This is a genomic window from Pseudomonas sp. MYb13, assembly GCF_002980075.1.
Lineage (GTDB): Bacteria > Pseudomonadota > Gammaproteobacteria > Pseudomonadales > Pseudomonadaceae > Aquipseudomonas > Aquipseudomonas lurida.
On record NZ_PCQI01000002.1, the window covers coordinates 499,284 to 521,721 of the forward strand.

The window sequence follows — 22,438 nt, forward strand, 5'->3', positions numbered from 1 at the left end:
ATGCGTTTGATCATCGTCAGCGGCCGCTCCGGCTCGGGTAAAAGCACCGCCCTCAACGTTCTTGAGGACAGCGGTTTCTATTGCATTGATAACCTGCCCGCCGGCCTGCTGCCGGAATTGGCGGAACGCGCGTTGATCCATACTGAACTGGCGCAACCCCTGGTCGCCGTATCGATTGATGCCCGCAACTTGCCCAGCCACCTTGAGCGATTCCCGCAATTGCTAGAGGAAGTGCGGGCCAAGCACATCCATTGCGACGTGCTGTACCTGGATGCCGACGAGGAGACGCTGCTCAAGCGTTTCTCCGAAACCCGCCGGCGCCACCCCCTCAGCAGCCCTCACCGCTCCCTGGCCGAAGCCATCGAGGACGAGACCACGCTGCTGGGGCCGATCATTGACCTCGCCGACCTCAAGATCAACACCACCAGCCTCAACCTGTATCAATTGCGCGACGCCATCAAGCTGCGCCTGCTGAACCAGCCGGAGCCAGGCACGGCGTTTCTCGTGGAGTCGTTTGGCTTCAAGCGGGGCATGCCGGTCGATGCCGACCTGGTGTTTGACGTGCGCTGCCTGCCCAACCCGTATTGGAAGCCGGAACTGCGCGATCAGTCCGGGCTGGATCAGCCCGTGGCCGATTACCTGGCTGCGCAACCGGATGTCGAGGAAATGTTCCAGGACATTTCCAGCTACTTGCTCAAATGGTTGCCACGCTTTGCTGCAAGCAACCGGGCCTATGTGACCATTGCCATCGGCTGCACCGGCGGTCACCACCGCTCCGTCTACCTGACCGAGCGCCTGGGCCATGTGCTGCAACAAACCCTCAAGAATGTCCAGGTCCGCCACCGCGACCTTAGCTGAAAGGAACACCTCCGCGATGCCCGCTCTGGAAATTGAAATCATCAACAAGTTGGGCTTGCACGCCCGGGCATCTGCCAAATTCGTTGGCGTTGCCGGGCAGTTCCCTTGCCAGATCCGCGCCGGGCGCACACCAGAATCGATGGTCGACGGCAAAAGCATCATGGCCATGATGATGCTGGCCGCCGGCAAGGGCACCAAGATTCACTTGAAGACCGAAGGTGAGCAAGAGCAGGAAGCGATGGATGCCCTGGTGGCGTTGATCAACAACTACTTCGATGAAGGTGAATAACCCCCTGTAGGAGCCCGGCTCGCCGGCAGTGGCGTCGCCAAGCCCGCAAGTCTCGGGATTGAACGCCGGCGAGCCGGCTCCTACAAGGGAGCGGCTGTTACCCCAGGGCCGTGTCCATCACCATCATTAAACAGAACCCGATGCACAACCCCAGGCTGGCGAGCTTTTCGTGACCATTGCGCCGCGATTCGGGGATGACCTCGTGGGTCACCACTAAAAGCATCGCGCCCGCCGCCAGGGCCAGCCCCAGAGGCAAGAGCACCTCGGCCAGGCTGACCAACCAGGCACAAAGCACAGCAAACACGGGCTCGACCAGACCTGATGCCGCTCCGATCAGGAACGCCTTGATTCGCGACATCCCCGCCCCGGCCAATACCAAGGCAATCACCAAGCCTTCGGGCACGTCTTGCAAGGCAATGCCCATCGCCAGGCTGTCGGCATCCGGCATACCGCCGCCGGCCGAGACACCCACCGCCATGCCTTCAGGGATGTTGTGGGCGATAATGGCAAACACGAACAGCCAGATGCGTGGCGGAATCACCGGTTTGTCCGGGGTGCCCACCAGCATTTCCGGGCTCGCGCCGGAGACCTTGCGGTCAACCAGATACAGTCCGAACGCCCCCAGCATAATGCCAAAGCTGATCAGGCCACTGGCGCCCCAGGGCGAAAGCCCCAGGCCTTCAGCCGCGGCAATGCCCGGGACGATCAGCGAAAACGCCGTCGCCGCCAGCATCACCCCGGCACCAAAGCCCAGCAATGTATCGCTCAATGCCACCGGCATGCGGCGGATCACCAGCACAGGCACCGCACCGAGCGCCGTGCCAAGCGCGCAGATAGAGCCACCCTGTAGGGCGCGCAGAATGCGCGGTTCAAGGTTCAGCCAGGCCAGCCCGTGGGCCACCAGCAATGCAGTACCTGCCAATAGCAGCAACGAACCAAGCGCATAACGAAACATTCGCCCGCTGCTGATCGCCAGTGTTTCAGTACCCATAGTCGGCCTTAGATCTTGTTATGAAGGTGATTGTCAGGCCACAGCGGCCTGATAGCGGGCGGCGACTTCTGGCCAGTTAATGACACTGTAGAAGGCATTGATGTATTCCGGGCGGCGGTTCTGGTACAGCAAGTAGTAGGCGTGCTCCCACACGTCGAGGCCGAGGATCGGCGTGTTGCCGTTCATCAGTGGGCTGTCCTGGTTGCCACTGCTTTCCACTACCAAGGTCTTTTGCGGGGTGACACTCAGCCACGCCCAGCCGCTGCCAAAGCGCGTCAACGCGGCTTTGGTGAAGGCCTCCTTGAAACTGTCGAAGCCGCCCAACTGCTCGTCGATGGCCTTGCCCAGCACGCCCTCGGGCTTCCCGCCGCCTTTGGGCGACATCACCGCCCAGAACAGCGAGTGGTTGGCATGCCCGCCGCCCTGGTTGATCACCGCTGCACGCAGTTTTTCCGGCAGCTGCTGCACGCTGGCCACCAGCCTCTCGATCGGCCAACCCGCAAACTCGGTGCCTTCGACCGCAGCGTTGAGGTTGTTGATGTAAGTCTGATGGTGCTTGGTGTAGTGGATCTCCATGGTTTGCGCATCGATATGCGGTTCCAGGGCGTCGTACGCGTAAGGCAGGGCAGGCAAGGTATAAGTCATATCAATGGGCTCCGTATTGAGACGTGGTCGGCTGCGCCGCAGTGCCACCCAGCAAGCGATGGGTTCGAGGGTACTCGCCGTGATCGCTGATGAAATTCAACAGCTCGACGTAGGTTTTGCTGCTCTGGCGCAGGGCCGCTTCCCGCAGCTGCGGGCTCAGGCGTGGGTCCTGCATGGTCTGCAACAGACGTTGGTGAATAGCACAGAGGTATTCCGCACTTTCCTCCGGTTGGTTCAGGCGCAGGTGCAGATCCGCCAGGTTGTGATGGGAAATGACGCAAGCCGCCACTGCTTCGTCGGCATCCGCCCAGCGTTCGAACAACACTTGAGCCAGGGCAAGGGCTTGCAAATAGGCCTCGCGAGCGTCAACCAATTCGCCCGCCATAAAGCAGCGATTGGCCCGTTCGATCGTGCGTTTCCAGTGCTCCATGGTGAGCCTCCAAAGCAGGGTCGGTGATTACACGCCGCCGGCCGTGAGCTTTTCCGGGTCCAGCAGGATCTCCAGTTGGCTACGCGGCAAGTCGGTATGCTCGAGGGCGACATCGATCACCGGGCGGCCCTGCTGATAGGCCTTTTTGGCGATTTCAGCGGCCTTTTGATAACCGATGATCGGGTTGAGTGCGGTGACCAGGATCGGGTTGCGCGACAGCGCTTCCTTGAGCTTGGCTTCGTTGACCTTGAAACTGGCGACAGCCTTGTCCGCCAGCAATCGGCTGGAATTGGCCAGCAACTCGAGGCTGGCGATCAGGTTCTGCGCGATGATTGGCAGCATTACGTTCAGCTCGAAGTTGCCCGACTGGCCGGCGACGGTGATCACCGTGTCATTGCCGATGACCTGCGCCGCCACCATCGCCGTCGCTTCCGGGATCACCGGATTGACTTTGCCAGGCATGATCGAAGAGCCAGGCTGCAGGCCTTCCAGCTCAATTTCACCCAGGCCGGCGAGCGGACCGGAGTTCATCCAGCGCAGGTCATTGGCGATTTTCATCAGCGACACGGCGGTGGCTTTCAACTGACCGGACACGGCAACGGCGGTGTCCTGGGAGCCAATCAGGGCGAACAGGTTCTTTCCGGGCGTGAATGTCACGCCGGTGAGGCTGCTCAGTTGCCGGCTGAAACGCGCGGCGAACTCAGGGTGTGCGTTGATCCCCGTCCCTACTGCAGTACCGCCCTGAGCCAGCGCCTGCAAACTCGGCAGGAGGTCCTGCAGATGCCCGATATTGGCCTTGAGCTGCTGCGCCCAGCCATTGAGCACCTGGCTCATGCGCACCGGCATGGCGTCCATCAGGTGCGTGCGGCCAGTCTTGATGAACGGGTGAACCTCTTCGGCCTTTTGCTCGATCACCTGCACCAGGTGCAACAGGGCCGGCAGCGTTTGCTCGTGCAGGACCAGCGCAGCGCTGACGTGGATTGTGGTCGGAATGATGTCATTGCTGCTTTGACCGCAGTTCACGTGGTCGTTGGGGTTGACCGCCTCGCCCAGTAAACGGCTCGCGAGGGTGGCAATCACTTCGTTGGCGTTCATATTGGAACTGGTGCCGGAGCCGGTCTGGAAGATATCCACCGGGAAGTGCCGCATGAAATCGCCTTCCAGCAAACCTTGGGCAGCGTCGACGATCGCCTTGCCCTGCCCTTCGCTGATTTGCTTGAGGTCAACATTGACCTTGGCCGCCGCAACCTTGGCCAAAATCAAGGCGCGAATGAATTGCGCCGGCATGCGCTGGTTGCTGATCGGGAAGTTATTCACCGCGCGCTGGGTTTGTGCGCCGTACAAGGCCTCTGCGGGGACTTGCAGTTCGCCCATGCTGTCGCGTTCGATACGGGTGTTACTCATCGTTAGATCCTTGCACCAGGTCGGAGTGAGAAATGGAAGGCAGCAATTGGCAGGTCGCCAGTTGCCAGGCGAACGCCTGCCAGCGCTTGAGGCGGCAGGCACAGTGCGAGAGTTTTTCCAGGTCGCGCAGCGGGCGCCAGGCCTGGTCCAGGCACAGGGAGCGCCAGTGCCAGGGCAGCGCGATATCGCTGGCGGTGTCGAGCAACAGGCGAAATGAGGTTTCAGCGATCGTCCACGGATGGGTCGCGGTGCAGCACGCCAAGTATCGACCTTCATTGAGGTAGTGTTCGATCAGGCGTGGCTCGTTGGGGTCGAGGCCGCAGCGAATCTGACGACTCATCCAGCGCCAGCTCTCGAGGTAAGGATCCTCATGCAGGACAGAACTCATGATCCACACTCATTCGGTAATGATATTTATTATTAAATGATATTGAGAATCAAAACAAGAGTGGCAAATCAATCACCGCTGACACGCGACCACAAAAAAAGGCGCGCCATCTTTAAGATGGCGCGCCTTTTGGTTGAAGCGTGTCGGAAGGATCAGCTACCGGCGACGGTCATCCGTTCGATCAACACCGAGCCCGTGCGGATGTTGCTGCGCAGTTCCAGGTCATTGCCGACCGCCACAATCTGCTTGAACATATCGCGCATGTTGCCGGCGATAGTCACTTCCTGGACGGCAAACTGAATCTCGCCGTTTTCCACCCAGAAACCCGCCGCGCCACGGGAATAGTCGCCCGTGACCATATTCAGGCCATGCCCCATCAACTCAGTCACCAGCAGGCCGCGGCCCATACGCCGCAACAGCGCCGCCTGGTCTTCGTCGCCGTGGGTCACAAACAGGTTGTGCACGCCGCCGGAGTTGGCGGTACTTGGCAGGCCAAGCTTGCGACCGGCATAAGTGCCGAGCACGTAGGACACCAGCTCACCGTTCTCGACAAACGGCTTGGCGTACGTTGCAAGGCCATCACCGTCAAACGCCGAACTGCCCATGGCGCGCATCAGGTGTGGACGCTCATCGATGGTCAGCCATTCAGGAAACAGCTTTTGGCCAATCGCCCCCTCCAGGAATGAGGACTTGCGGTACAGATTGCCGCCGGAAATCGCTCCCAGGAAACTGCCGAACAGGCCCCCGGCCAATTCCGCCGAAAACAGCACCGGCACCTCACAGGTCGGCACCGGGCGCGCGCCCAATCGGCTCGCCGCACGCTGCGCAGCACGTTGACCGATGCTGACCGGATCTGCCAGCAAATCGCCCTGGCGGTTCACGTCATACCAGTAATCGCGCTGCATCTGGCCGTTGGCTTCGGCGATCATCACGCAGCTCAGGCTATGACGCGTGGAGGCATAACCCCCAATAAAACCATGACTATTGCCATACACACGACAGCCCTGATGGGTGCTCAACGTGGTGCCATCTGCATTCTTGATGCGGGGATCGGCGTCGAACGCGGCGGCTTCACACGTCAGCGCCTGTTCTATGGCCTGCTCAGGCGTGATGTCCCAGGCGTGGAACAGGTCAAAGTCTTTCAAGTCCTTGGCCATCAACGCCTTGTCGGCCAGGCCCGAGCTTTCATCCTCGGAGGTGTGCTTGGCAATCGCCAGCGCCGCTGCCACGGTCTCGCGAATCGCCTCGGGGCCACTGGCCGAGGTACTGGCCGAACCTTTGCGTTGCCCCATATACAAGGTGATACCAAAACCTTGGTCGCGGTTGAACTCTACAGTTTCCACTTCCCGCTGGCGCACCGACGTCGACAGCCCCTGCTCCAGCGACACCGCCACTTCACAGGCACTGGCCCCCTGGCGCTTGGCCTCGGCAAGGATCTGCTCGACTTGTTCCTGCAGTGCCGGTAACGCTTGCGGACCGACGCTTTGGGCTGCACTCATGGTTTTCTCCACTCAAATTCTGCTTTCGGTTAAGGCCATCGAGCGACCGGGCCGGACAAGCGGCCCCCGACTGGTTATCATGGCGGCGTTTCTTTGCGGACTGCCACCATGGTTGATTCTTACGACGACTCCCTCGATGGGGAGAAAAGCAAAACCCAGGTCAAACGTGAGCTGCATGCTCTGGTTGACCTCGGCGAGCGCCTTACAACGCTCAAGAAGGATTTGATTGCAAAACTGCCATTGACCGACGAAATGCGCCGGGCCTTGGCGGATGCGCCCAAGCACACCGCGAATATCGCGCGTAAACGGCACATCATGTTTATCGGCAAACTCATGCGCGATCAGGACACTGACGCCATTCTGGCCTTGCTCGATCAAACCGATGCCTCCACTCGCCAGTACAACGAACGCTTCCATAACCTGGAACGTTGGCGTGACCGCCTGATCTCGGGCGATGACGCCGTGCTGGAAAAATTCGTACTGGACTACCCGGACGCGGACCGCCAGCAACTGCGCTCCCTGATCCGTCAGGCCCAGCACGAGCTGGCGCATAACAAGGCGCCGGCCACCAGCCGTAAAATCTTCAAGTACATCCGTGAGCTGGACGAGACTCAACGCGGCCTGCGCTGATCCTCTTCCCCGGGTGGCGGTCTTCGCCACCCGAAGCTCCCGCGCTTACGACCCCGTGCCACCCACGGTGATCGCATCAATCTTCAGCGTTGGCTGGCCAACACCTACCGGCACCGACTGCCCATCTTTCCCGCACGTGCCCACGCCGCTGTCCAGCGACAGGTCGTTACCGACCATCGACACCTTGCTCATGGCTTCCGGACCGTTACCGATCAACGTCGCACCTTTGACCGGGGCGGTAATCTTGCCGTCTTCGATCAAGTACGCCTCGCTGGTGGAGAACACAAACTTGCCGCTGGTGATATCCACCTGGCCACCACCGAGGTTGGCGCAGTAGATACCGCGCTTCACCGACGCGATGATCTCGGCCGGGTCGCTTTCGCCACCGAGCATGTAGGTATTGGTCATGCGGGGCATTGGCAAGTGCGCGTAGGACTCACGACGGCCGTTACCGGTGCGCGCCACGCCCATCAGGCGAGCGTTGAGCTTGTCTTGCATGTAGCCCTTGAGCACGCCATTTTCGATCAGGGTGGTGCATTCGGTCGGCGTGCCTTCGTCATCGACGCTCAACGAGCCGCGGCGCCCAGCCAGGGTGCCATCATCGACGATGGTGCAGAGCTTGGACGCGACCATCTCGCCCATGCGGCCGCTGTAGGCCGAACTGCCCTTGCGGTTGAAGTCACCTTCCAGGCCGTGGCCAACGGCTTCGTGCAGCAGCACGCCGGACCAACCTGAGCCCAGTACCACCGGCAAAGTACCGGCCGGCGCCGGAATGGCTTCCAGGTTGACCAGTGCCTGGCGCAGCGCTTCACGGGCATATCCCATGGCACGGTCATCGGTGAGGAAATAGCGGTAGTCGGTACGCCCGCCACCACCATGGCCACCGCGTTCGCGACGGCCGTTCTGTTCGACGATCACACTCACGTTGAAACGCACCAGCGGCCGCACATCTGCCGCCAGGCCGCCGTCAGTCGACGCCACCAGGATGCGTTCCCACACACCGGCCATGCTGACGGTAACCTGCTGGATACGCGGGTCCAGGGCGCGGGTAGCGGCGTCGATACGCTTGAGCAGCTCGACTTTTTCCGCGCGACTGATCACTTCCAGGGGGTTATCCGGCGCGTACAACTGCGCGACGTCCTGGGTGCTGAACGCCTGCACCGTGCCATTTTGCCCGGCGCGAGAGATGGAACGTGCGGCGCGTGCGGCCAGGCCCAAGGCCTCCAGGGTGATCGCATTACTGTAGGCAAAACCGGTTTTCTCGCCGGATTGCGCACGTACACCAACCCCTTGATCAAGGTTGAAACTGCCTTCCTTGACGATGCCGTCTTCCAGGGCCCAGGACTCGGAAATCTGCCCCTGGAAATACAGGTCGGCCGCATCGATGCCCGGCCCGGCGAGATCGCCCAGCACGGTTTGCAAGCTTTCGATGGTCACGCCACCGGGTGCCAGGAGGTGTTCACTGACTGAGGACAACAACTCGCTCATAGGTATGGCCTTAAATTCATCGTTCCGAAGCAGGTCGCTGTGCGCCCTGCGAGAAAAAGCGCCGATGGTTGACCACCGGCATGCGCGCCCTTATCGACGCCTGTTCACTGCTATCGCGTTCGGCCAGCAACACCGCCTCGCCTTGATCCTGTTGTGCCAGCACGCGTCCCCAGGGGTCGACGATCGCTGCATGGCCATGCGTTTCCCGTGGCCCCGGATGCACACCACCCTGGGCGGACGCCAGCAGGTAGCACTGGGTCTCGATGGCCCGCGCGCGAATCAGCACGTCCCAGTGTGCAGCACCGGTCACTGCCGTAAACGCCGAAGGCGCCGTAATCAATTCGGCCCCCGCCGCGCGCAATTCGCTATACAGCTCGGGGAAGCGCAGGTCATAACACACCGTCAGGCCCAAACGACCGACGGGCGTGTCCGCTACCACCACGTCGCCCCCGAAAGCATAGTCGTCGGATTCGCGATAACGACCGCGAGCATCGGCGACATCCACATCGAACAGGTGCAGCTTGTCGTATCGAGCAACGATTTCGCCCTGATCATTCACCAGCAGCGAGCAGGCGTTAGGCTTGGCGTGCGGTTGGTCCTTGGGTGGCAACGGCAAAGTACCCGCCACTATCCATAAGGTGAGGTCGCGAGCGGTCTGTTTCAACCATGGCAGGATCGGGCCCTTGCCCAGCGCTTCGGCACGGCCGATATCGGCCACGTCACGGCGGCCCATGGCAGCGAAGTTTTCCGGCAGCACCGCCAGCTTCGCACCGCCTGCCGCCGCTTCTTCCAGCAGGCGACGGGCCTGGGCCAGGTTGGCCAGCACGTCACTCTGGCTGACCATTTGAATTACCGCAAAGGACATGGGCCGACACTCCGTAATGGGCATGCGGCCATGCTACTCCACAGGCTCTCAGTTTGGCTTTTCAAATGGCTTGTCGAAGGTGATTTTCGGGTCCTTCCACGGCCCTTCGACCTTGTATTGCACGCTGGCGAAGCGCGCAACACGATCACCGATCAGCTTGTCGATCAGGAACAACGCGCCACCAATGGCCGGCGCCCCGACGATCAGCGCGGCGATCGGCAGGTTGTTGGTGACCGGCAGGGTCACCAGCAGCTTGGCGTCGACACGGTCAGCCACCAGGTCCAGGGTGCCATTAAGCTCCAGATTGGTGGAAGGACCGGTCATGGTGATCGGCTCACGCGTCACGAACACGCCATTACTGGCCGCGAGCAAGCCTTTGACCCGGTCATAACTCAGGCCCTTGCCGAGCAAGTCCGAGAAGTCCAGTCGCAGCCGGCGCCCAATGGAATTGAAGTTGAGCAGCCCGAATACCCGCAGGGCCTGGGCGCCGCCTTCCACTTCCACGAACTGACCGTTGCGGAACGCCGCATCCAGGCTGCCGGAGAAGCGCTTGGGCCCCACATAGGCCGGCGAGCCTGGCCAACGCCCGTCCACATCCAAATGGAAATCCTGGCTCGTGACGGTGGGGGCATAACCCCAGCCCTTGAGTACATCGCCAATATTCTTGCCGTCCAGGCGGCCCTTGTACCAACTGCTGCTGTCACCCGCCGCACCTTCCCATCCACCGGCCCCCTTGAGCTGCATGCCTTTGAGACCCAGGTCCAGGTTGTTGAAGGCCAGGCCCTTGGCCGTCGGACGGATTTTCAACGACCAGGCGCCTATCAGGTCCGGGCCCTGGAACAGCTGGCCAATGGCAATATCCAGCGCCGGGATATCCTTGGGGTCGATGCTCGCCAGCGGGTCCGGCGCGTTTTCGTCAGCCTGAACTGTTGGGTCCACCGCCGGCAGTTTCACGTATTGCAGGTTGATCGCAATCGGCGCGCCCTTGGCGTCTGGAAGGTTCACCGTGCCCTTGGCCTGCTGGCTGTCAAGCTGCAAGCCCCACGCCGCAGGCTTGCGGTCCAGTTGCAAATTGACCTGATCGAACTGAGTGCCAAGACCGGTCAGCTTACCCACCTTGAAATCGGCGCCGCTGAGCAATTGCTTGGCACTGCCGCCCGGATCGTTGCCCGCATAGCGGTCCACCAGTTTCTTCCAGGGATCGATATCGAGTTCCGACAACACCCCACGAATGCGCAACCCCTTGGCCCCCGGTAGCACGGCATCGCCATCACCAAGGAACAGTTCACCGCGACCGTCATTGAATTTGTCCGGCGGCGCAGCAAAGGTAAAGTTCGCCAGCTCACCATAATCGAACCAATAGCGGCGCTCGGCGCCCTGCAAGGTCATACGGAAGACACTGTCACGCCCCTGGCTGGCGGGCATGCCAAACGGCGCTGGCAGGTCCACTGCCACACCCTTGAGGTTGGAGCTGACCATCAGTTGGCTGTCGGCGCCGTCCAGGGTCAGTTGCAGCTGGTAAGGAATATCGCCCGACACCGGCAACGGCTGGGTGATTTTCAGCCAATCCGTCAGCCGCTTGACCGTGACCTGGCCCTTGGCAGTCACGCGAGTGCTGATATTGCCCGGCTTGCCGTCGGCAAAGATCTGCGCGCTGATCGGCCGGTCAAACGCCTGGGCCGTGATGTTCTGGCCGCTGAGCCCCTTGGCACTGTCGAACCGGAAATCGCCCTTGAGTTGCGTCAGGTCCAGGGAGGGTTCAGCCAGTTGCAGGCGTGCCTTATCGGTCTTGAAGTCCACCACGATTTTCGGCTCGGTGCCCTTGGCCAGCGGAATATCCAGGTCCAGGCTGCCTTGCAGGTCGCCCTCGCCCTTCCAGCCGGCAAAGGTCGAGGCGGTGCCAATCGGTGCCTCCTGGAGGATTTTCAGACCATCGCCCAAGCCACCGGCAAAACCACCGGTGAGCAGCAGATGGCTGTCCTTGCCTTCAGGGGCGTGGGGAATATTGACGTAGACATCCTTGACCTTGGTGTCGAGCAACTGGCCTTTGCTGGCGAGGATGCGCACGCCGCTCTCCTCGACAAACACTTCGCCATTGACCTTGCTCACATGCGGCCAGCCCGGCTGGAACGCCAGTTCGGCATCATGCACCTTGAAGAACAGGCTGATATTGCGCGAAGCCGGCAACGCGTCGTGGTTCAGCGAACCCTGATACTGGAAGAAACCCTGGTCCACCGCGCCTTTGAGGATCGCGGTGCGCAGCCACTCATCCAGCGCAGGACTCAACACCGCCGGCAGGTACTTGGGTGTGAAGCGCCCATCGCCATCGACCATGCCGACCCGCAGGTCCATGTAGTCTTCCTGGCTGTGGTCGAAATGCAGGCGAATCAGGAAGTCGGCAGCCACTTTACCCTCTTCGCCCAACACCTTGATGTACGGCGCGATCAGGGTGAAGCCCTCTTTGTCCAACTTCCATGTCAGGCGCGCATTGGCCTGGATGTACTGCCAGGGCTTGGCAAAGATTGGATCGAGGTGCAGCGAGAAGTCCTTGCTGTCCATGCGCAACTCGCCACGGCCAAGGTCACCGCTGATGCTGCCGGACACATTGCGCGCGGCCGGCGCGCCGAAGTAGGCATCAAAACCGATGCGCTCGAGATTGGCGGCGAAGCTGACTTTTTGATCCGTGGTGTCTTGAGGGCGGAAATCCACCAGCACATTGCGCAGCAGGCCTGTGGCCTTGAGGTGCTGGACAGTCTTGGCCACGCCTTCCGGCAGCGGCGCCAGTGCATTGAGCAGTGGCGTGATCGGGGTCAGGTCCAGGCGGTCGGCCTGGAGCTTCCAGACTTCCTGGCCCTTATCGGTGGCCAGGGCCTGCTGCAATTGCAGGCGAGATTCCCAGCGGGTCTCGCCCAGGTTCATCGCCAGCGAGTCGAACAGCACCTTGAGGCCGGTGTCACTGCGTTGCAGGTAGGCGGTGAGGGCGAGGTTCTCAATATGCACCGGCTTGCGATCGGCGTAGCTGCCCTTCACCTGCGGCGCATTGAGCCGCGCCACTGCGCTTTGTACGGTACCGTTGGCCCAGGTCAGCCAGAACTCGCCGCCCGCCTTGAATTGGGTGAGCTTCCACTGCTGGGTGAGCTTGGCCGGGATCCACTTGGCCCAGTCGCTCTGCGGCAGGCTCAGGTAAGCCTGGACTTCAGCGTCCTTCCACTGGCTCGCCCGGATACGGGTGCGCAGATTGACGGCCAGCGGCTGCCCGTCAGGCAGCGTCAAGCGTGCGTCCAGACGCTGGCGAGTTGCGCCGGTATGCAGGCTCAGGCCGACATACGTCAGGGTCACCGGCGCATGGTCAAACGGCTGCAATGTCACCTGGCTGTCGAGCAGCGAAACGCGCTTGACCATTTGCATGCGCTTGAGCACTTGCGCCGGGTCCAGCGGCTGCTCGTCCTGGACGGGCAAGCCCTGCAGGGCCCATTTACCGTCCTTGTCTTCCTTGACGCTGAGTTGCAGGCCGCTGACTTGCAGGTGCGCGATTCGGACTTCGCGGGCCATCAGGCTGGCCCAGATGTCCGGCACCACTTCGACCTGGTCCAGGCGCAAGGCACTGCTGCCCTCGCCCACCATCACATCATGGGCCAGCAATACCGGCGCAAAGCCGCTCCAGCGGCCTTCGAGGCTGCCGATGTGCAATGGCATGCCCACCGCAGCCTGCGCCTTGGCCTCGACTTCTGCACGGTACTCGGCCACCAGCGGCGTCAATTCACGACCCAGGCTCACATACACTGCCGCCAATACCAGCAGCAAGGCACAGAGGCCCAGGCCCCAACGGGTCAAAGCGGCAAAAAAGCGTATCAGACGCTCCATGTCAGGCGACCCTCAAGGCGGTAATCGGACGGCAGGTCAAGGCCTGCCTGTCTCATAAAGGGAAAACGATTGGGGATCAGAGCAGCACCACGTCGTATTGTTCCTGGGAATACATGGTTTCGACCTGGAAGCGTATCGTGCGCCCGATAAACCCCTCCAGCTCGGCGACGTTACCGGATTCTTCGTCCAGCAGCCGATCGACCACTTTCTGGTTGGCGAGCACCCTGTAGCCTTCGGCCTGGTAGGCCCGCGCCTCCCGCAGGATTTCTCGGAAAATCTCGTAGCAAACCGTTTCCGGCGTCTTCAATTTACCGCGGCCCTGGCAACTGCTGCACGGCTCGCACAGCACCTGCTCGAGGCTTTCTCGGGTGCGTTTGCGGGTCATCTGCACCAAGCCAAGCTCGGTAATGCCGATGATGTTGGTCTTGGCGTGATCGCGCTCCAGTTGCTTCTCGAGGGTGCGTAGCACCTGGCGCTGATGCTCTTCATCTTCCATGTCGATGAAGTCGATGATGATGATGCCGCCCAGGTTGCGCAGGCGCAGTTGGCGGGCAATCGCGGTGGCCGCTTCGAGGTTGGTCTTGAAGATGGTCTCTTCGAGGTTGCGATGACCGACGAACGCGCCGGTGTTGACGTCGATGGTGGTCATGGCTTCCGCCGGGTCCACCACCAGATAGCCGCCGGACTTGAGCGGCACCTTGCGCTCCAGGGCTTTCTGGATTTCGTCTTCGACGCCATACAGGTCAAAGATCGGCCGCTCGCCGGGGTAGTGTTCCAGGCGGTCGGCAATTTCCGGCATCAACTCGGCAACAAATTGCGTGGTGCGCTGGAAGGTTTCCCGCGAGTCGATGCGAATTTTCTCGATCTTCGGGCTGACCAGGTCGCGCAATGTGCGCAGGGCCAGGCCCAGGTCCTCGTAGATCACGCTCGGCGCGCCAATGGTCTTGATCTGTGCGCCAATCTGGTCCCACAGGCGCCGCAGGTAGCGGATGTCCATGAGGATCTCATCGGCGCCAGCGCCCTCGGCAGCGGTGCGCAGGATAAAGCCGCCGGCTTCCTTGATGCCCTCGGCGGCCACGCAGTCGCTGACCACCTTCTTCAGGCGCTCGCGCTCGGCTTCATCCTCGATCTTCAAGGAAATGCCGACATGCGCGGTACGTGGCATGTACACCAGGTAACGCGACGGGATCGACAGCTGGGTGGTCAGGCGTGCGCCCTTGGAGCCAATGGGGTCCTTGGTGACTTGCACCACCAGGCTCTGCCCTTCATGCACCAGGGCGCTGATGCTTTCTACCGCCGGGCCTTCGCGCAGGGAAATTTCCGAAGCATGGATAAACGCGGCACGGTCGAGGCCGATGTCGACGAATGCGGCCTGCATCCCCGGTAATACGCGCACCACCTTGCCTTTGTAGATATTGCCGACAATCCCGCGCTTCTGGGTGCGCTCGACATGCACTTCTTGCAGAACACCGTTCTCTACCACCGCCACGCGCGATTCCATCGGCGTGATATTGATCAGAATCTCTTCGCTCATGGCTGGGTCTCGTTCAGGCGTTTTCACAATAGTGACCGGTCGCTTAAGGCTGGGCGCTGGAATACGACGCTCAGCGCACGGTAAGGTTTTGCCAACAGGGTATGCCGAATTGGTCGAGCAGTTGCGCGGTTTCGCACACCGGCAGGCCTACCACGGCGGAATAACTGCCATTGAGCCCGGCGACGAATACCGAGCCCAGGCCTTGAATAGCATAGCCGCCCGCCTTGTCCTGGGGTTCGCCACTGTGCCAGTAGGTTGTCGCTTCCTCGACAGAAATACCGCGAAAACGTACACGACTGCTTACACATCGGGTTGCGCTGCGCTGACCGTCGGTGAGGGCAATGGCCGTGAGCACTTCATGCTCACGCCCCGCCAAGGCCATCAACATCGCCAGGGCGTCGGCCTGGTCCACGGGCTTGCCGAGGATCTTGCCATCGACGATCACGGCGGTATCGGCCCCCAATACACAGGCGCCCAAGGTTTTCCCGAGCACGGCAAAACCCGCCGCGGCCTTGCCGCGCGCAAGGCGCTCGACGTAGGCAACGGCGGGTTCGTTTGTGAGAGGCGTTTCATCAATGGCGGCACTGACCACGGTGAAGGGCACACCGATCTGGGTCAGCAGTTCACGCCGCCTCGGAGAGCCCGAGGCCAGGTAAAGCGAATTCATTGCAGACTCTCCCTGTAGGGTTCGATAACCAGGCAGAGCCTCGCAATCCATTCAATTGATTTTATAGCGACGGCGCAACCCACGCAGACCGAAGCTGATCCATGGCCACAGCAACGCACTGACCAGGGCTGGCAGCACCAGCGCCAGGGTCGGCTGACGGTTGCCGGTCAACGCGCTGAGCCACAGCTGGACAAGCTGCGCCAGGCCGAAGATCACCAGGATCACCAGGCACTGCTGCCACATCGGGAACATGCGCAGGCGCTGCTGTAAGGACAGCACCAGGAAAGTGATCAGGGTCAGGATCAACGCGTTCTGGCCCAGCAAGGTGCCATAGAGCACATCTTCCGCCAAGCCCAGGAACATCGCCGTGACCATGCCGACTTTGTGCGGCAGGTTCAGCGACCAGAACGCCAGCAGCAGCGCCAGCCAAAGCGGACGCAGGATTTCCATGAACTGGGGCAGCGGCGAAACGCTGAGCAGCAAGCCGATGGCGAAGGTCAGCCAGACGATCCAGCCGTTGCGGGAATGAGTACCGGCCATTATTCCTCCCTCTGCCGCGTGGTTGCCGGGGCGCTGGCCGCTGGGCGTGCGGCCGGGGTAGCAGCAGGCGGTTTGGCCGCCGGAGTGGTGGTGGCCGGCGTCGACGCAGGAGGCTTGGCCGCCGGAGTAGTAGTGGCCGGCGTCGATGCAGGAGGCTTGGTCGCGGCCGGTTTAACCGCGTGCGCGGCGGGCTTCACGGGTGTAGCCACGGGCGCCGCCGTTGCCGGTGCAGCCGCAGGCGTAGCCGGTGTCGCAGCGGCAGGCTTTGGCACCGTGGCAGGAACGATCGGCGTGGTGCCGTTCTTCTTGTCTTCGGCTTCCTGGGCCTGGGCGGCGTCGTTGGCGCGCTCTTCCGGGGTGCGGTTGTCGCTGAACACCAACAGCAGGTAGCGACTGCGGTTCAACGCAGCAGTGGGCACGGCACGCACAATGGCAAACGGCTGGCCGGAGTCGTGGATCACTTCCTTGACCGTGGCCACCGGGTAACCGGCCGGGAAACGCTGACCCAGGCCGGAGCTGACCAACAGGTCGCCTTCCTTGATATCGGCGGTATCGGCCACATGCCGCAACTCAAGGCGCTCGGGGTTACCGGTACCGCTGGCAATCGCGCGCAGCCCGTTGCGGTTCACCTGTACCGGAATACTGTGGGTGGTGTCGGTCAGCAGCAACACTCGCGAGGTATAGGGCATCAGTTCAACCACCTGGCCCATCAGGCCACGGGCGTCAAGCACAGGCTGGCCGAGGACAACGCCGTCGCGCTCACCCTTGTTGATGATGATCCGGTGGGTGAAGGGGTTGGGGTCCATGCCGATCAACTCGGCCACTTCGACCTTTTCGTTGACCAGTGCCGAGGAATTGAGCAACTCGCGCAGCCGAACGTTCTGCTCGGTGAGGGCCGCCAGCTTTTGCATGCGCCCCTGCAACAGCAGGTTTTCGGTCTTGAGTTTTTCGTTCTCGGCGACCAGCTCGGTGCGGCTGCCGAATTGGCTGGCCACGCCCTGATACAGACGTTGCGGCAGGTCGGTGATCCAGTAGGTCTGCATCAACACCAGCGACATCTGGCTACGCACGGGCTTGAGCAGTGCAAAGCGGGCATCGACCACCATCAGCGCGACCGAAAGCACGACCAGCACCAACAGGCGCACGCCCAATGAGGGGCCTTTGGCGAAAAGCGGTTTAATAAGCCGCTCCTCCCAGGCAAATGTTCTCTTTATTCATACGGCATCTAACCGGCCTGGATGCAGATTGAAGAAGATAAACGCCAACAGGCAGCACTGCAAAGTGCTGCCTGCGGGCGAAACATGGGCAAACCAGCAACCACTTATTCGCTGGAGAGCAGGTCCATGGTGTGTTTATCCATCATTTCCAGTGCACGGCCACCACCACGGGCGACGCAGGTCAGCGGGTCTTCGGCGACGATCACCGGCAGGCCGGTTTCCTGGGCCAGCAGCTTGTCGAGGTCGCGCAGCAGGGCGCCACCACCGGTCAGCACCAGACCACGCTCGGCGATATCGGAAGCCAGTTCCGGCGGCGATTGCTCCAGGGCGCTCTTCACAGCCTGAACGATGGTGGCCAGGGACTCTTGCAGAGCTTCCAGCACTTCATTGGAGTTCAGGGTGAAGGCCCGTGGGACGCCTTCGGCCAGGTTGCGACCGCGCACATCGACTTCGCGCACTTCGCCGCCAGGGTAAGCGGTACCGATTTCCTGCTTGATGCGCTCGGCGGTGGATTCGCCGATCAGGCTGCCGTAGTTACGACGCACATAAGTGATGATCGCTTCGTCGAAGCGGTCGCCGCCGACGCGTACGGATTCGGCATACACCACACCGTTCAGGGAAATCAGGGCGATTTCAGTGGTACCACCACCGATATCCACCACCATCGAACCACGGGCTTCTTCAACCGGCAGGCCGGCACCGATCGCAGCGGCCATTGGCTCTTCGATCAGGAACACTTCGCGGGCACCGGCACCGAGGGCCGATTCACGGATGGCACGACGCTCAACCTGGGTGGACTTGCAGGGAACGCAGATCAGCACGCGAGGGCTGGGCTGCAGGAAACTGTTTTCGTGAACCTTGTTGATGAAGTACTGCAGCATCTTCTCGCAGACACTGAAGTCGGCGATCACGCCGTCTTTCATCGGACGAATGGCGGCAATATTGCCTGGTGTACGGCCGAGCATGCGCTTGGCCTCGGTGCCGACGGCAACGACACTTTTCTGATTACCATGGGTCCGAATGGCCACAACCGATGGCTCATTCAGGACGATACCGCGCTCGCGCACGTAAATAAGGGTGTTGGCAGTGCCCAGGTCAATGGAAAGATCGCTGGAAAACATGCCACGCAGTTTCTTGAACATGGGAAAGGGACCCTAGGCAACGCGTGGGTAAAAAAGTGCGGCAAACTCTAACAACGACAGGGATTTTGGGCAAGGCGCCAATGTGCTAAATTGGCCGACTTTCTGTGCACCAACCCCCACAATCGCGGCCGTAAGACCGTAGAAATGCGGTAGTGTTCCGACAATCTAACACACGGACAGCCTCCGTTCTGTTTTCCACTGGAGATTCCCATGACGCTTGAACGCTCCGACGTGGAAAAAATCGCGCATCTGGCCTCGCTTGGCCTGAATGAAGGCGATCTTCCACAGACCACCGCAGCCCTGAACAGCATTCTCGGGCTGGTCGACCAAATGCAGGCCGTGAATACCGACGGCATCGAGCCCCTGGCTCACCCGCTGGAAGCCAGCCAGCGCCTGCGCGCAGACGTCGTGACCGAGAGTAATAATCGCGAGGCCTACCAGTCCATCGCGCCAGCGGTCGAAAACGGCCTGTACCTGGTTCCGAAAGTCATCGACTAAAGGGAAAGAGCCTGCAATGCATCACATGACTCTGGCCGAGATCGCCCGCGGTCTCGCCGACAAAAAGTTTTCTTCCGAAGAGCTGACCAAGACCCTGCTGGCGCGCATCGCCAAGCACGATCCAAAGGTCAACAGCTTCATCAGCCTCACCGAAGAGCTGGCCTTGAGCCAGGCCAAGGCCGCCGACGCACGTCGCGCCAACGGTGAAAATGGCGCACTGCTGGGCGCACCGATCGCCCACAAGGACCTGTTCTGCACCCAGGGCGTTCGCACCAGCTGCGGCTCGAAGATGCTCGACAACTTCAAGGCACCCTACGACGCCACCGTGGTGTCCAAGCTGGCCGCAGCCGGGGCCGTGACCCTGGGCAAGACCAACATGGACGAATTCGCCATGGGCTCGGCCAACGAGTCGAGCTACTACGGCGCGGTGAAAAACCCGTGGAACCTGGACCACGTGCCCGGCGGTTCGTCGGGTGGCTCGGCTGCCGCGGTTGCCGCGCGCTTCCTGCCGGCCGCCACCGCCACCGACACCGGGGGTTCGATCCGCCAGCCAGCGGCCTTCACCAACCTCACCGGCCTGAAGCCGACCTACGGTCGCGTTTCCCGCTGGGGCATGATCGCCTACGCCTCCAGCCTTGATCAGGGCGGCCCTCTGGCCCGCACTGCCGAAGACTGCGCGATTTTGTTACAAGGCATGGCAGGCTTCGACAAACAGGACTCCACCAGCATCGATGAGCCCGTGCCGGACTACAGCGCCAGCCTGAATACCTCGATCAAGGGCCTGCGCATCGGCGTGCCGAAGGAATACTTCAGCGCCGGCCTCGACCCACGCATTGCTGAACTGGTGCACAACAGCGTCAAGGCGCTGGAGAAGCTCGGCGCGGTGATCAAGGAAATCAGCCTGCCGAACAACCAGCACGCGATTCCTGCTTACTACGTGATCGCACCGGCAGAGGCTTCTTCCAACCTGTCGCGCTTCGATGGCGTGCGTTTCGGCTACCGCTGCGAAAACCCGAAAGACCTCACCGACCTGTACAAGCGCTCCCGTGGCGAAGGCTTCGGCGCCGAAGTACAACGCCGGATCATGGTCGGTGCCTATGCCCTGTCGGCGGGTTACTACGACGCGTACTACCTCAAGGCGCAGAAAATCCGTCGCCTGGTGAAGAACGACTTCATGGCCGCCTTTGAACAGGTCGACGTGATCCTTGGCCCAACCACGCCGAACCCGGCCTGGAAGCTCGGCGCCAAGAACGGCGACCCGGTGGCAGCGTACCTTGAAGACCTGTACACCATTACCGCCAACCTCGCGGGCCTGCCGGGCTTGTCCATGCCTGCCGGTTTCGTCGATGGCCTGCCGGTCGGCGTGCAATTGCTCGCCCCGTATTTCCAGGAAGGCCGCCTGCTCAATGTGGCGCACCAGTACCAGTTGAACACTGACTGGCACACTCGCACCCCTACCGGCTTCTGAGGAGAACACTATGCAATGGGAAGTCGTGATCGGGCTGGAGATTCATACCCAGCTCGCCACCCAATCGAAGATTTTCTCCGGTAGCGCCACCACGTTCGGCTCCGAGCCCAACACCCAGGCCAGCCTGGTAGACCTGGGCATGCCCGGCGTACTGCCGGTGCTGAACCAGGAAGCGGTGCGCATGGCGGTGATGTTCGGCCTGGCGATTGACGCCGAGATCGGCCAGCACAACGTGTTCGCGCGCAAGAACTACTTCTATCCGGACCTGCCCAAGGGCTACCAGATCAGCCAGATGGAACTGCCGATCGTCGGCAAAGGCCACCTGGACATCCCCCTGGAAGACGGCACCATCAAGCGCGTCGGCGTCACTCGCGCCCACCTGGAAGAAGACGCCGGCAAAAGCCTGCACGAAGAATTCCCGGGCGCTACCGGTATCGACCTGAACCGTGCCGGCACGCCGTTGCTGGAGATCGTCTCCGAGCCGGACATGCGCAGCGCCAAGGAAGCCGTGGCCTACGTCAAGACCATCCACGCACTGGTGCGTTACCTGGGTATCTGCGACGGCAACATGGCCGAAGGCTCGCTGCGGTGCGACTGCAACGTGTCGATTCGCCCAAAAGGCCAAGTCGAGTTCGGTACTCGCTGCGAGATCAAGAACGTCAACTCGTTCCGTTTCATCGAGAAGGCGATCAACAGCGAAGTGCGTCGCCAGATCGAGCTGATCGAAGACGGCGGCAAGGTCATCCAGCAAACCCGCCTGTACGACCCGAACAAAGACGAAACCCGCGCCATGCGCAGCAAAGAGGAAGCCAACGACTACCGTTACTTCCCCGACCCGGACCTGTTGCCGGTCGTGCTTGAGGACTCTTTCCTCAACGACATCCGCGCCACCCTGCCGGAATTGCCGCAGCAGAAGCGCGAGCGATTCCAGGAGCAGTTCGGCTTGTCGGTCTACGATGCCAGCGTGCTGGCCTCCAGCCGTGAGCAAGCCAACTACTTCGAAAAAGTCGTGAGCATTGCCGGTGACGCCAAGCTGGCGGCCAACTGGGTGATGGTGGAGCTGGGCAGCCTGCTGAACAAGCAAGGCCTGGAAATCGACGAAGCCCCGGTCACCGCCGAGCAATTGGGCGGCATGCTGCTGCGCATCAAGGACAACACCATCTCCGGCAAAATCGCCAAGACCGTGTTCGAAGCCATGGCCAGCGGTGAAGGCAGCGCCGACGAGATCATCGAGAAGCGCGGCCTCAAGCAAGTCACCGACAGCGGCGCGATCTCGGCCGTGCTCGATGAAATGCTCGCGGCCAACGCCGAGCAGGTCGAGCAGTACCGCGCGGCAGACGAAGCCAAGCGCGGCAAGATGTTCGGCTTCTTTGTGGGCCAGGCGATGAAAGCCTCCAAAGGCAAGGCCAACCCGCAACAGGTGAACGAACTGCTGAAAAGCAAGCTCGAAGGCTGACACGTGTAGGACCCGGCTTCTGTGGGAGCCGGGCTTGCCCGCGATGCAGGCGCCTCGGTGCATCAGTTACACCGAGGTGAAGCCATCGCAGGCAAGCCAGCTCCCACACAAGCCAACGCCAACATTTGTAATGGGACTCCTTGCATGAAGCGTCTATTCGGCCTGCTGGCCCTGTTCTCCCTACTGGCCGGTTGTGCCAGCGGCATCATCAACCCCAACGGCTACGACGAAACCGGCACCGCCTCCTATTACGGCGCCAAGCACCATGGCAACAAGACCGCCAGCGGTGAACCCTTCAACCAGAACGCCCTGACCGCCGCCCACCGGCAATTGCCGTTCGGCACCCAGGTCAAGGTCACCAATCTCGACAACGACAAATCCGTGGTTGTCCGCATCAATGATCGCGGCCCGCATACCCGTGGGCGCTTGATTGATCTTTCGCGCAAGGCTGCAGAGCAACTGGGTATGATGAGCAGCGGAACCGCACGGGTTCGCGTGCAAGCCTTGAGCAACTGAAGACGGAGCCCTGGCCATTTTCGGATTAACCGCCCTTTCGCCCTGGAGC

The 22,438-nt window shown here is 61.4% G+C and carries 21 protein-coding genes; 7 read left to right on the plus strand and 14 right to left on the minus strand.

Features of this window, described 5'->3' with window-relative positions:
• Positions 1 to 858, plus strand: coding sequence for an RNase adapter RapZ (gene rapZ / locus CQ002_RS05825; protein ID WP_034102193.1), 858 nt, complete (start codon positions 1 to 3; stop codon positions 856 to 858).
• A 16-nt stretch (positions 859 to 874) separates the two neighbouring features.
• A complete protein-coding gene (locus CQ002_RS05830) occupies positions 875 to 1,147 on the plus strand; it encodes an HPr family phosphocarrier protein (RefSeq protein ID WP_012722237.1) in 273 nt (90 codons plus the stop codon).
• A 97-nt stretch (positions 1,148 to 1,244) separates the two neighbouring features.
• On the opposite strand, the gene CQ002_RS05835 is transcribed toward CQ002_RS05830, so the two are convergent.
• The 6 genes from CQ002_RS05835 to pmbA all read right to left on the minus strand — a co-directional run bounded on the left by CQ002_RS05835 (position 1,245) and on the right by pmbA (position 6,504).
• Positions 1,245 to 2,138 (minus strand): ZIP family metal transporter, encoded by an 894-nt coding sequence (locus tag CQ002_RS05835; RefSeq protein ID WP_034102191.1) that lies wholly within the window; start codon positions 2,136 to 2,138, stop codon positions 1,245 to 1,247.
• Between the two features lie 33 nt (positions 2,139 to 2,171).
• Positions 2,172 to 2,783, minus strand: coding sequence for a superoxide dismutase (locus CQ002_RS05840; RefSeq protein WP_034102190.1), 612 nt, complete (start codon positions 2,781 to 2,783; stop codon positions 2,172 to 2,174).
• 1 nt (position 2,784) lies between these two features.
• Positions 2,785 to 3,213, minus strand: coding sequence for a hypothetical protein (locus CQ002_RS05845; RefSeq protein WP_034102189.1), 429 nt, complete (start codon positions 3,211 to 3,213; stop codon positions 2,785 to 2,787).
• 27 nt (positions 3,214 to 3,240) lie between these two features.
• Positions 3,241 to 4,617 carry a lyase family protein gene (locus tag CQ002_RS05850; protein WP_034102188.1) on the minus strand — a complete coding sequence of 459 codons (1,377 nt, stop codon included), beginning with the start codon at positions 4,615 to 4,617 and terminating at the stop codon, positions 3,241 to 3,243.
• Complete coding sequence (locus CQ002_RS05855) at positions 4,610 to 5,005, minus strand: hypothetical protein (protein ID WP_034102187.1); 396 nt, start codon at positions 5,003 to 5,005, stop codon at positions 4,610 to 4,612. The genes CQ002_RS05850 and CQ002_RS05855 overlap by 8 nt, the downstream gene beginning before the upstream one ends.
• Positions 5,006 to 5,157: 152 nt before the next feature.
• Entirely contained in the window at positions 5,158 to 6,504 is a 1,347-nt protein-coding gene (gene pmbA, locus CQ002_RS05860) for a metalloprotease PmbA (protein ID WP_034102186.1), read from the minus strand.
• 108 nt (positions 6,505 to 6,612) lie between these two features.
• Here pmbA and yjgA point away from each other — a divergent pair, with 108 nt between their 5' ends.
• On the plus strand, positions 6,613 to 7,134 hold the full coding sequence (gene yjgA, locus CQ002_RS05865; protein WP_025856302.1) for a ribosome biogenesis factor YjgA: 522 nt from the start codon (positions 6,613 to 6,615) through the stop codon (positions 7,132 to 7,134).
• A gap of 45 nt (positions 7,135 to 7,179) precedes the next feature.
• On the opposite strand, the gene tldD is transcribed toward yjgA, so the two are convergent.
• The 8 genes from tldD to mreB all read right to left on the minus strand — a co-directional run bounded on the left by tldD (position 7,180) and on the right by mreB (position 18,451).
• Positions 7,180 to 8,622, minus strand: a complete 1,443-nt coding sequence (tldD, locus tag CQ002_RS05870; RefSeq protein WP_012722229.1) for a metalloprotease TldD — start codon at positions 8,620 to 8,622, stop codon at positions 7,180 to 7,182.
• A 16-nt stretch (positions 8,623 to 8,638) separates the two neighbouring features.
• Entirely contained in the window at positions 8,639 to 9,487 is an 849-nt protein-coding gene (locus CQ002_RS05875; RefSeq protein WP_098465789.1) for a carbon-nitrogen hydrolase family protein, read from the minus strand.
• Positions 9,488 to 9,535: 48 nt separating this feature from the next.
• Entirely contained in the window at positions 9,536 to 13,351 is a 3,816-nt protein-coding gene (locus CQ002_RS05880; protein ID WP_105161659.1) for a YhdP family protein, read from the minus strand.
• 76 nt (positions 13,352 to 13,427) lie between these two features.
• Positions 13,428 to 14,885, minus strand: coding sequence for a ribonuclease G (rng, locus tag CQ002_RS05885; protein WP_010213134.1), 1,458 nt, complete (start codon positions 14,883 to 14,885; stop codon positions 13,428 to 13,430).
• Positions 14,886 to 14,955: 70 nt separating this feature from the next.
• On the minus strand, positions 14,956 to 15,552 hold the full coding sequence (locus tag CQ002_RS05890) for a nucleoside triphosphate pyrophosphatase (protein ID WP_105161658.1): 597 nt from the start codon (positions 15,550 to 15,552) through the stop codon (positions 14,956 to 14,958).
• A gap of 51 nt (positions 15,553 to 15,603) precedes the next feature.
• On the minus strand, positions 15,604 to 16,092 hold the full coding sequence (mreD, locus tag CQ002_RS05895; RefSeq protein WP_003171788.1) for a rod shape-determining protein MreD: 489 nt from the start codon (positions 16,090 to 16,092) through the stop codon (positions 15,604 to 15,606).
• Positions 16,092 to 17,273 carry a rod shape-determining protein MreC gene (mreC, locus tag CQ002_RS05900; RefSeq protein ID WP_080758216.1) on the minus strand — a complete coding sequence of 394 codons (1,182 nt, stop codon included), beginning with the start codon at positions 17,271 to 17,273 and terminating at the stop codon, positions 16,092 to 16,094. Before mreC ends, mreD begins: the two co-directional genes overlap by 1 nt.
• A gap of 140 nt (positions 17,274 to 17,413) precedes the next feature.
• Complete coding sequence (mreB, locus tag CQ002_RS05905; protein WP_002555108.1) at positions 17,414 to 18,451, minus strand: rod shape-determining protein MreB; 1,038 nt, start codon at positions 18,449 to 18,451, stop codon at positions 17,414 to 17,416.
• 210 nt (positions 18,452 to 18,661) lie between these two features.
• Between mreB and gatC the strand changes: the two genes are divergently transcribed.
• The 4 genes from gatC to CQ002_RS05925 all read left to right on the plus strand — a co-directional run bounded on the left by gatC (position 18,662) and on the right by CQ002_RS05925 (position 22,389).
• Positions 18,662 to 18,949: an Asp-tRNA(Asn)/Glu-tRNA(Gln) amidotransferase subunit GatC gene (gene gatC, locus CQ002_RS05910; protein WP_034102181.1), complete on the plus strand. Its 288-nt coding sequence runs from the start codon at positions 18,662 to 18,664 to the stop codon at positions 18,947 to 18,949.
• A gap of 16 nt (positions 18,950 to 18,965) precedes the next feature.
• Complete coding sequence (gene gatA, locus CQ002_RS05915) at positions 18,966 to 20,417, plus strand: Asp-tRNA(Asn)/Glu-tRNA(Gln) amidotransferase subunit GatA (protein ID WP_105161657.1); 1,452 nt, start codon at positions 18,966 to 18,968, stop codon at positions 20,415 to 20,417.
• A gap of 10 nt (positions 20,418 to 20,427) precedes the next feature.
• The gene (gene gatB, locus CQ002_RS05920) at positions 20,428 to 21,873 is read left to right on the plus strand and encodes an Asp-tRNA(Asn)/Glu-tRNA(Gln) amidotransferase subunit GatB (protein ID WP_034102179.1); all 1,446 of its coding nucleotides are present in this window, start codon (positions 20,428 to 20,430) and stop codon (positions 21,871 to 21,873) included.
• Between the two features lie 144 nt (positions 21,874 to 22,017).
• Positions 22,018 to 22,389 (plus strand): septal ring lytic transglycosylase RlpA family protein, encoded by a 372-nt coding sequence (locus CQ002_RS05925; RefSeq protein ID WP_105161656.1) that lies wholly within the window; start codon positions 22,018 to 22,020, stop codon positions 22,387 to 22,389.
• Positions 22,390 to 22,438: the final 49 nt, after the last annotated feature.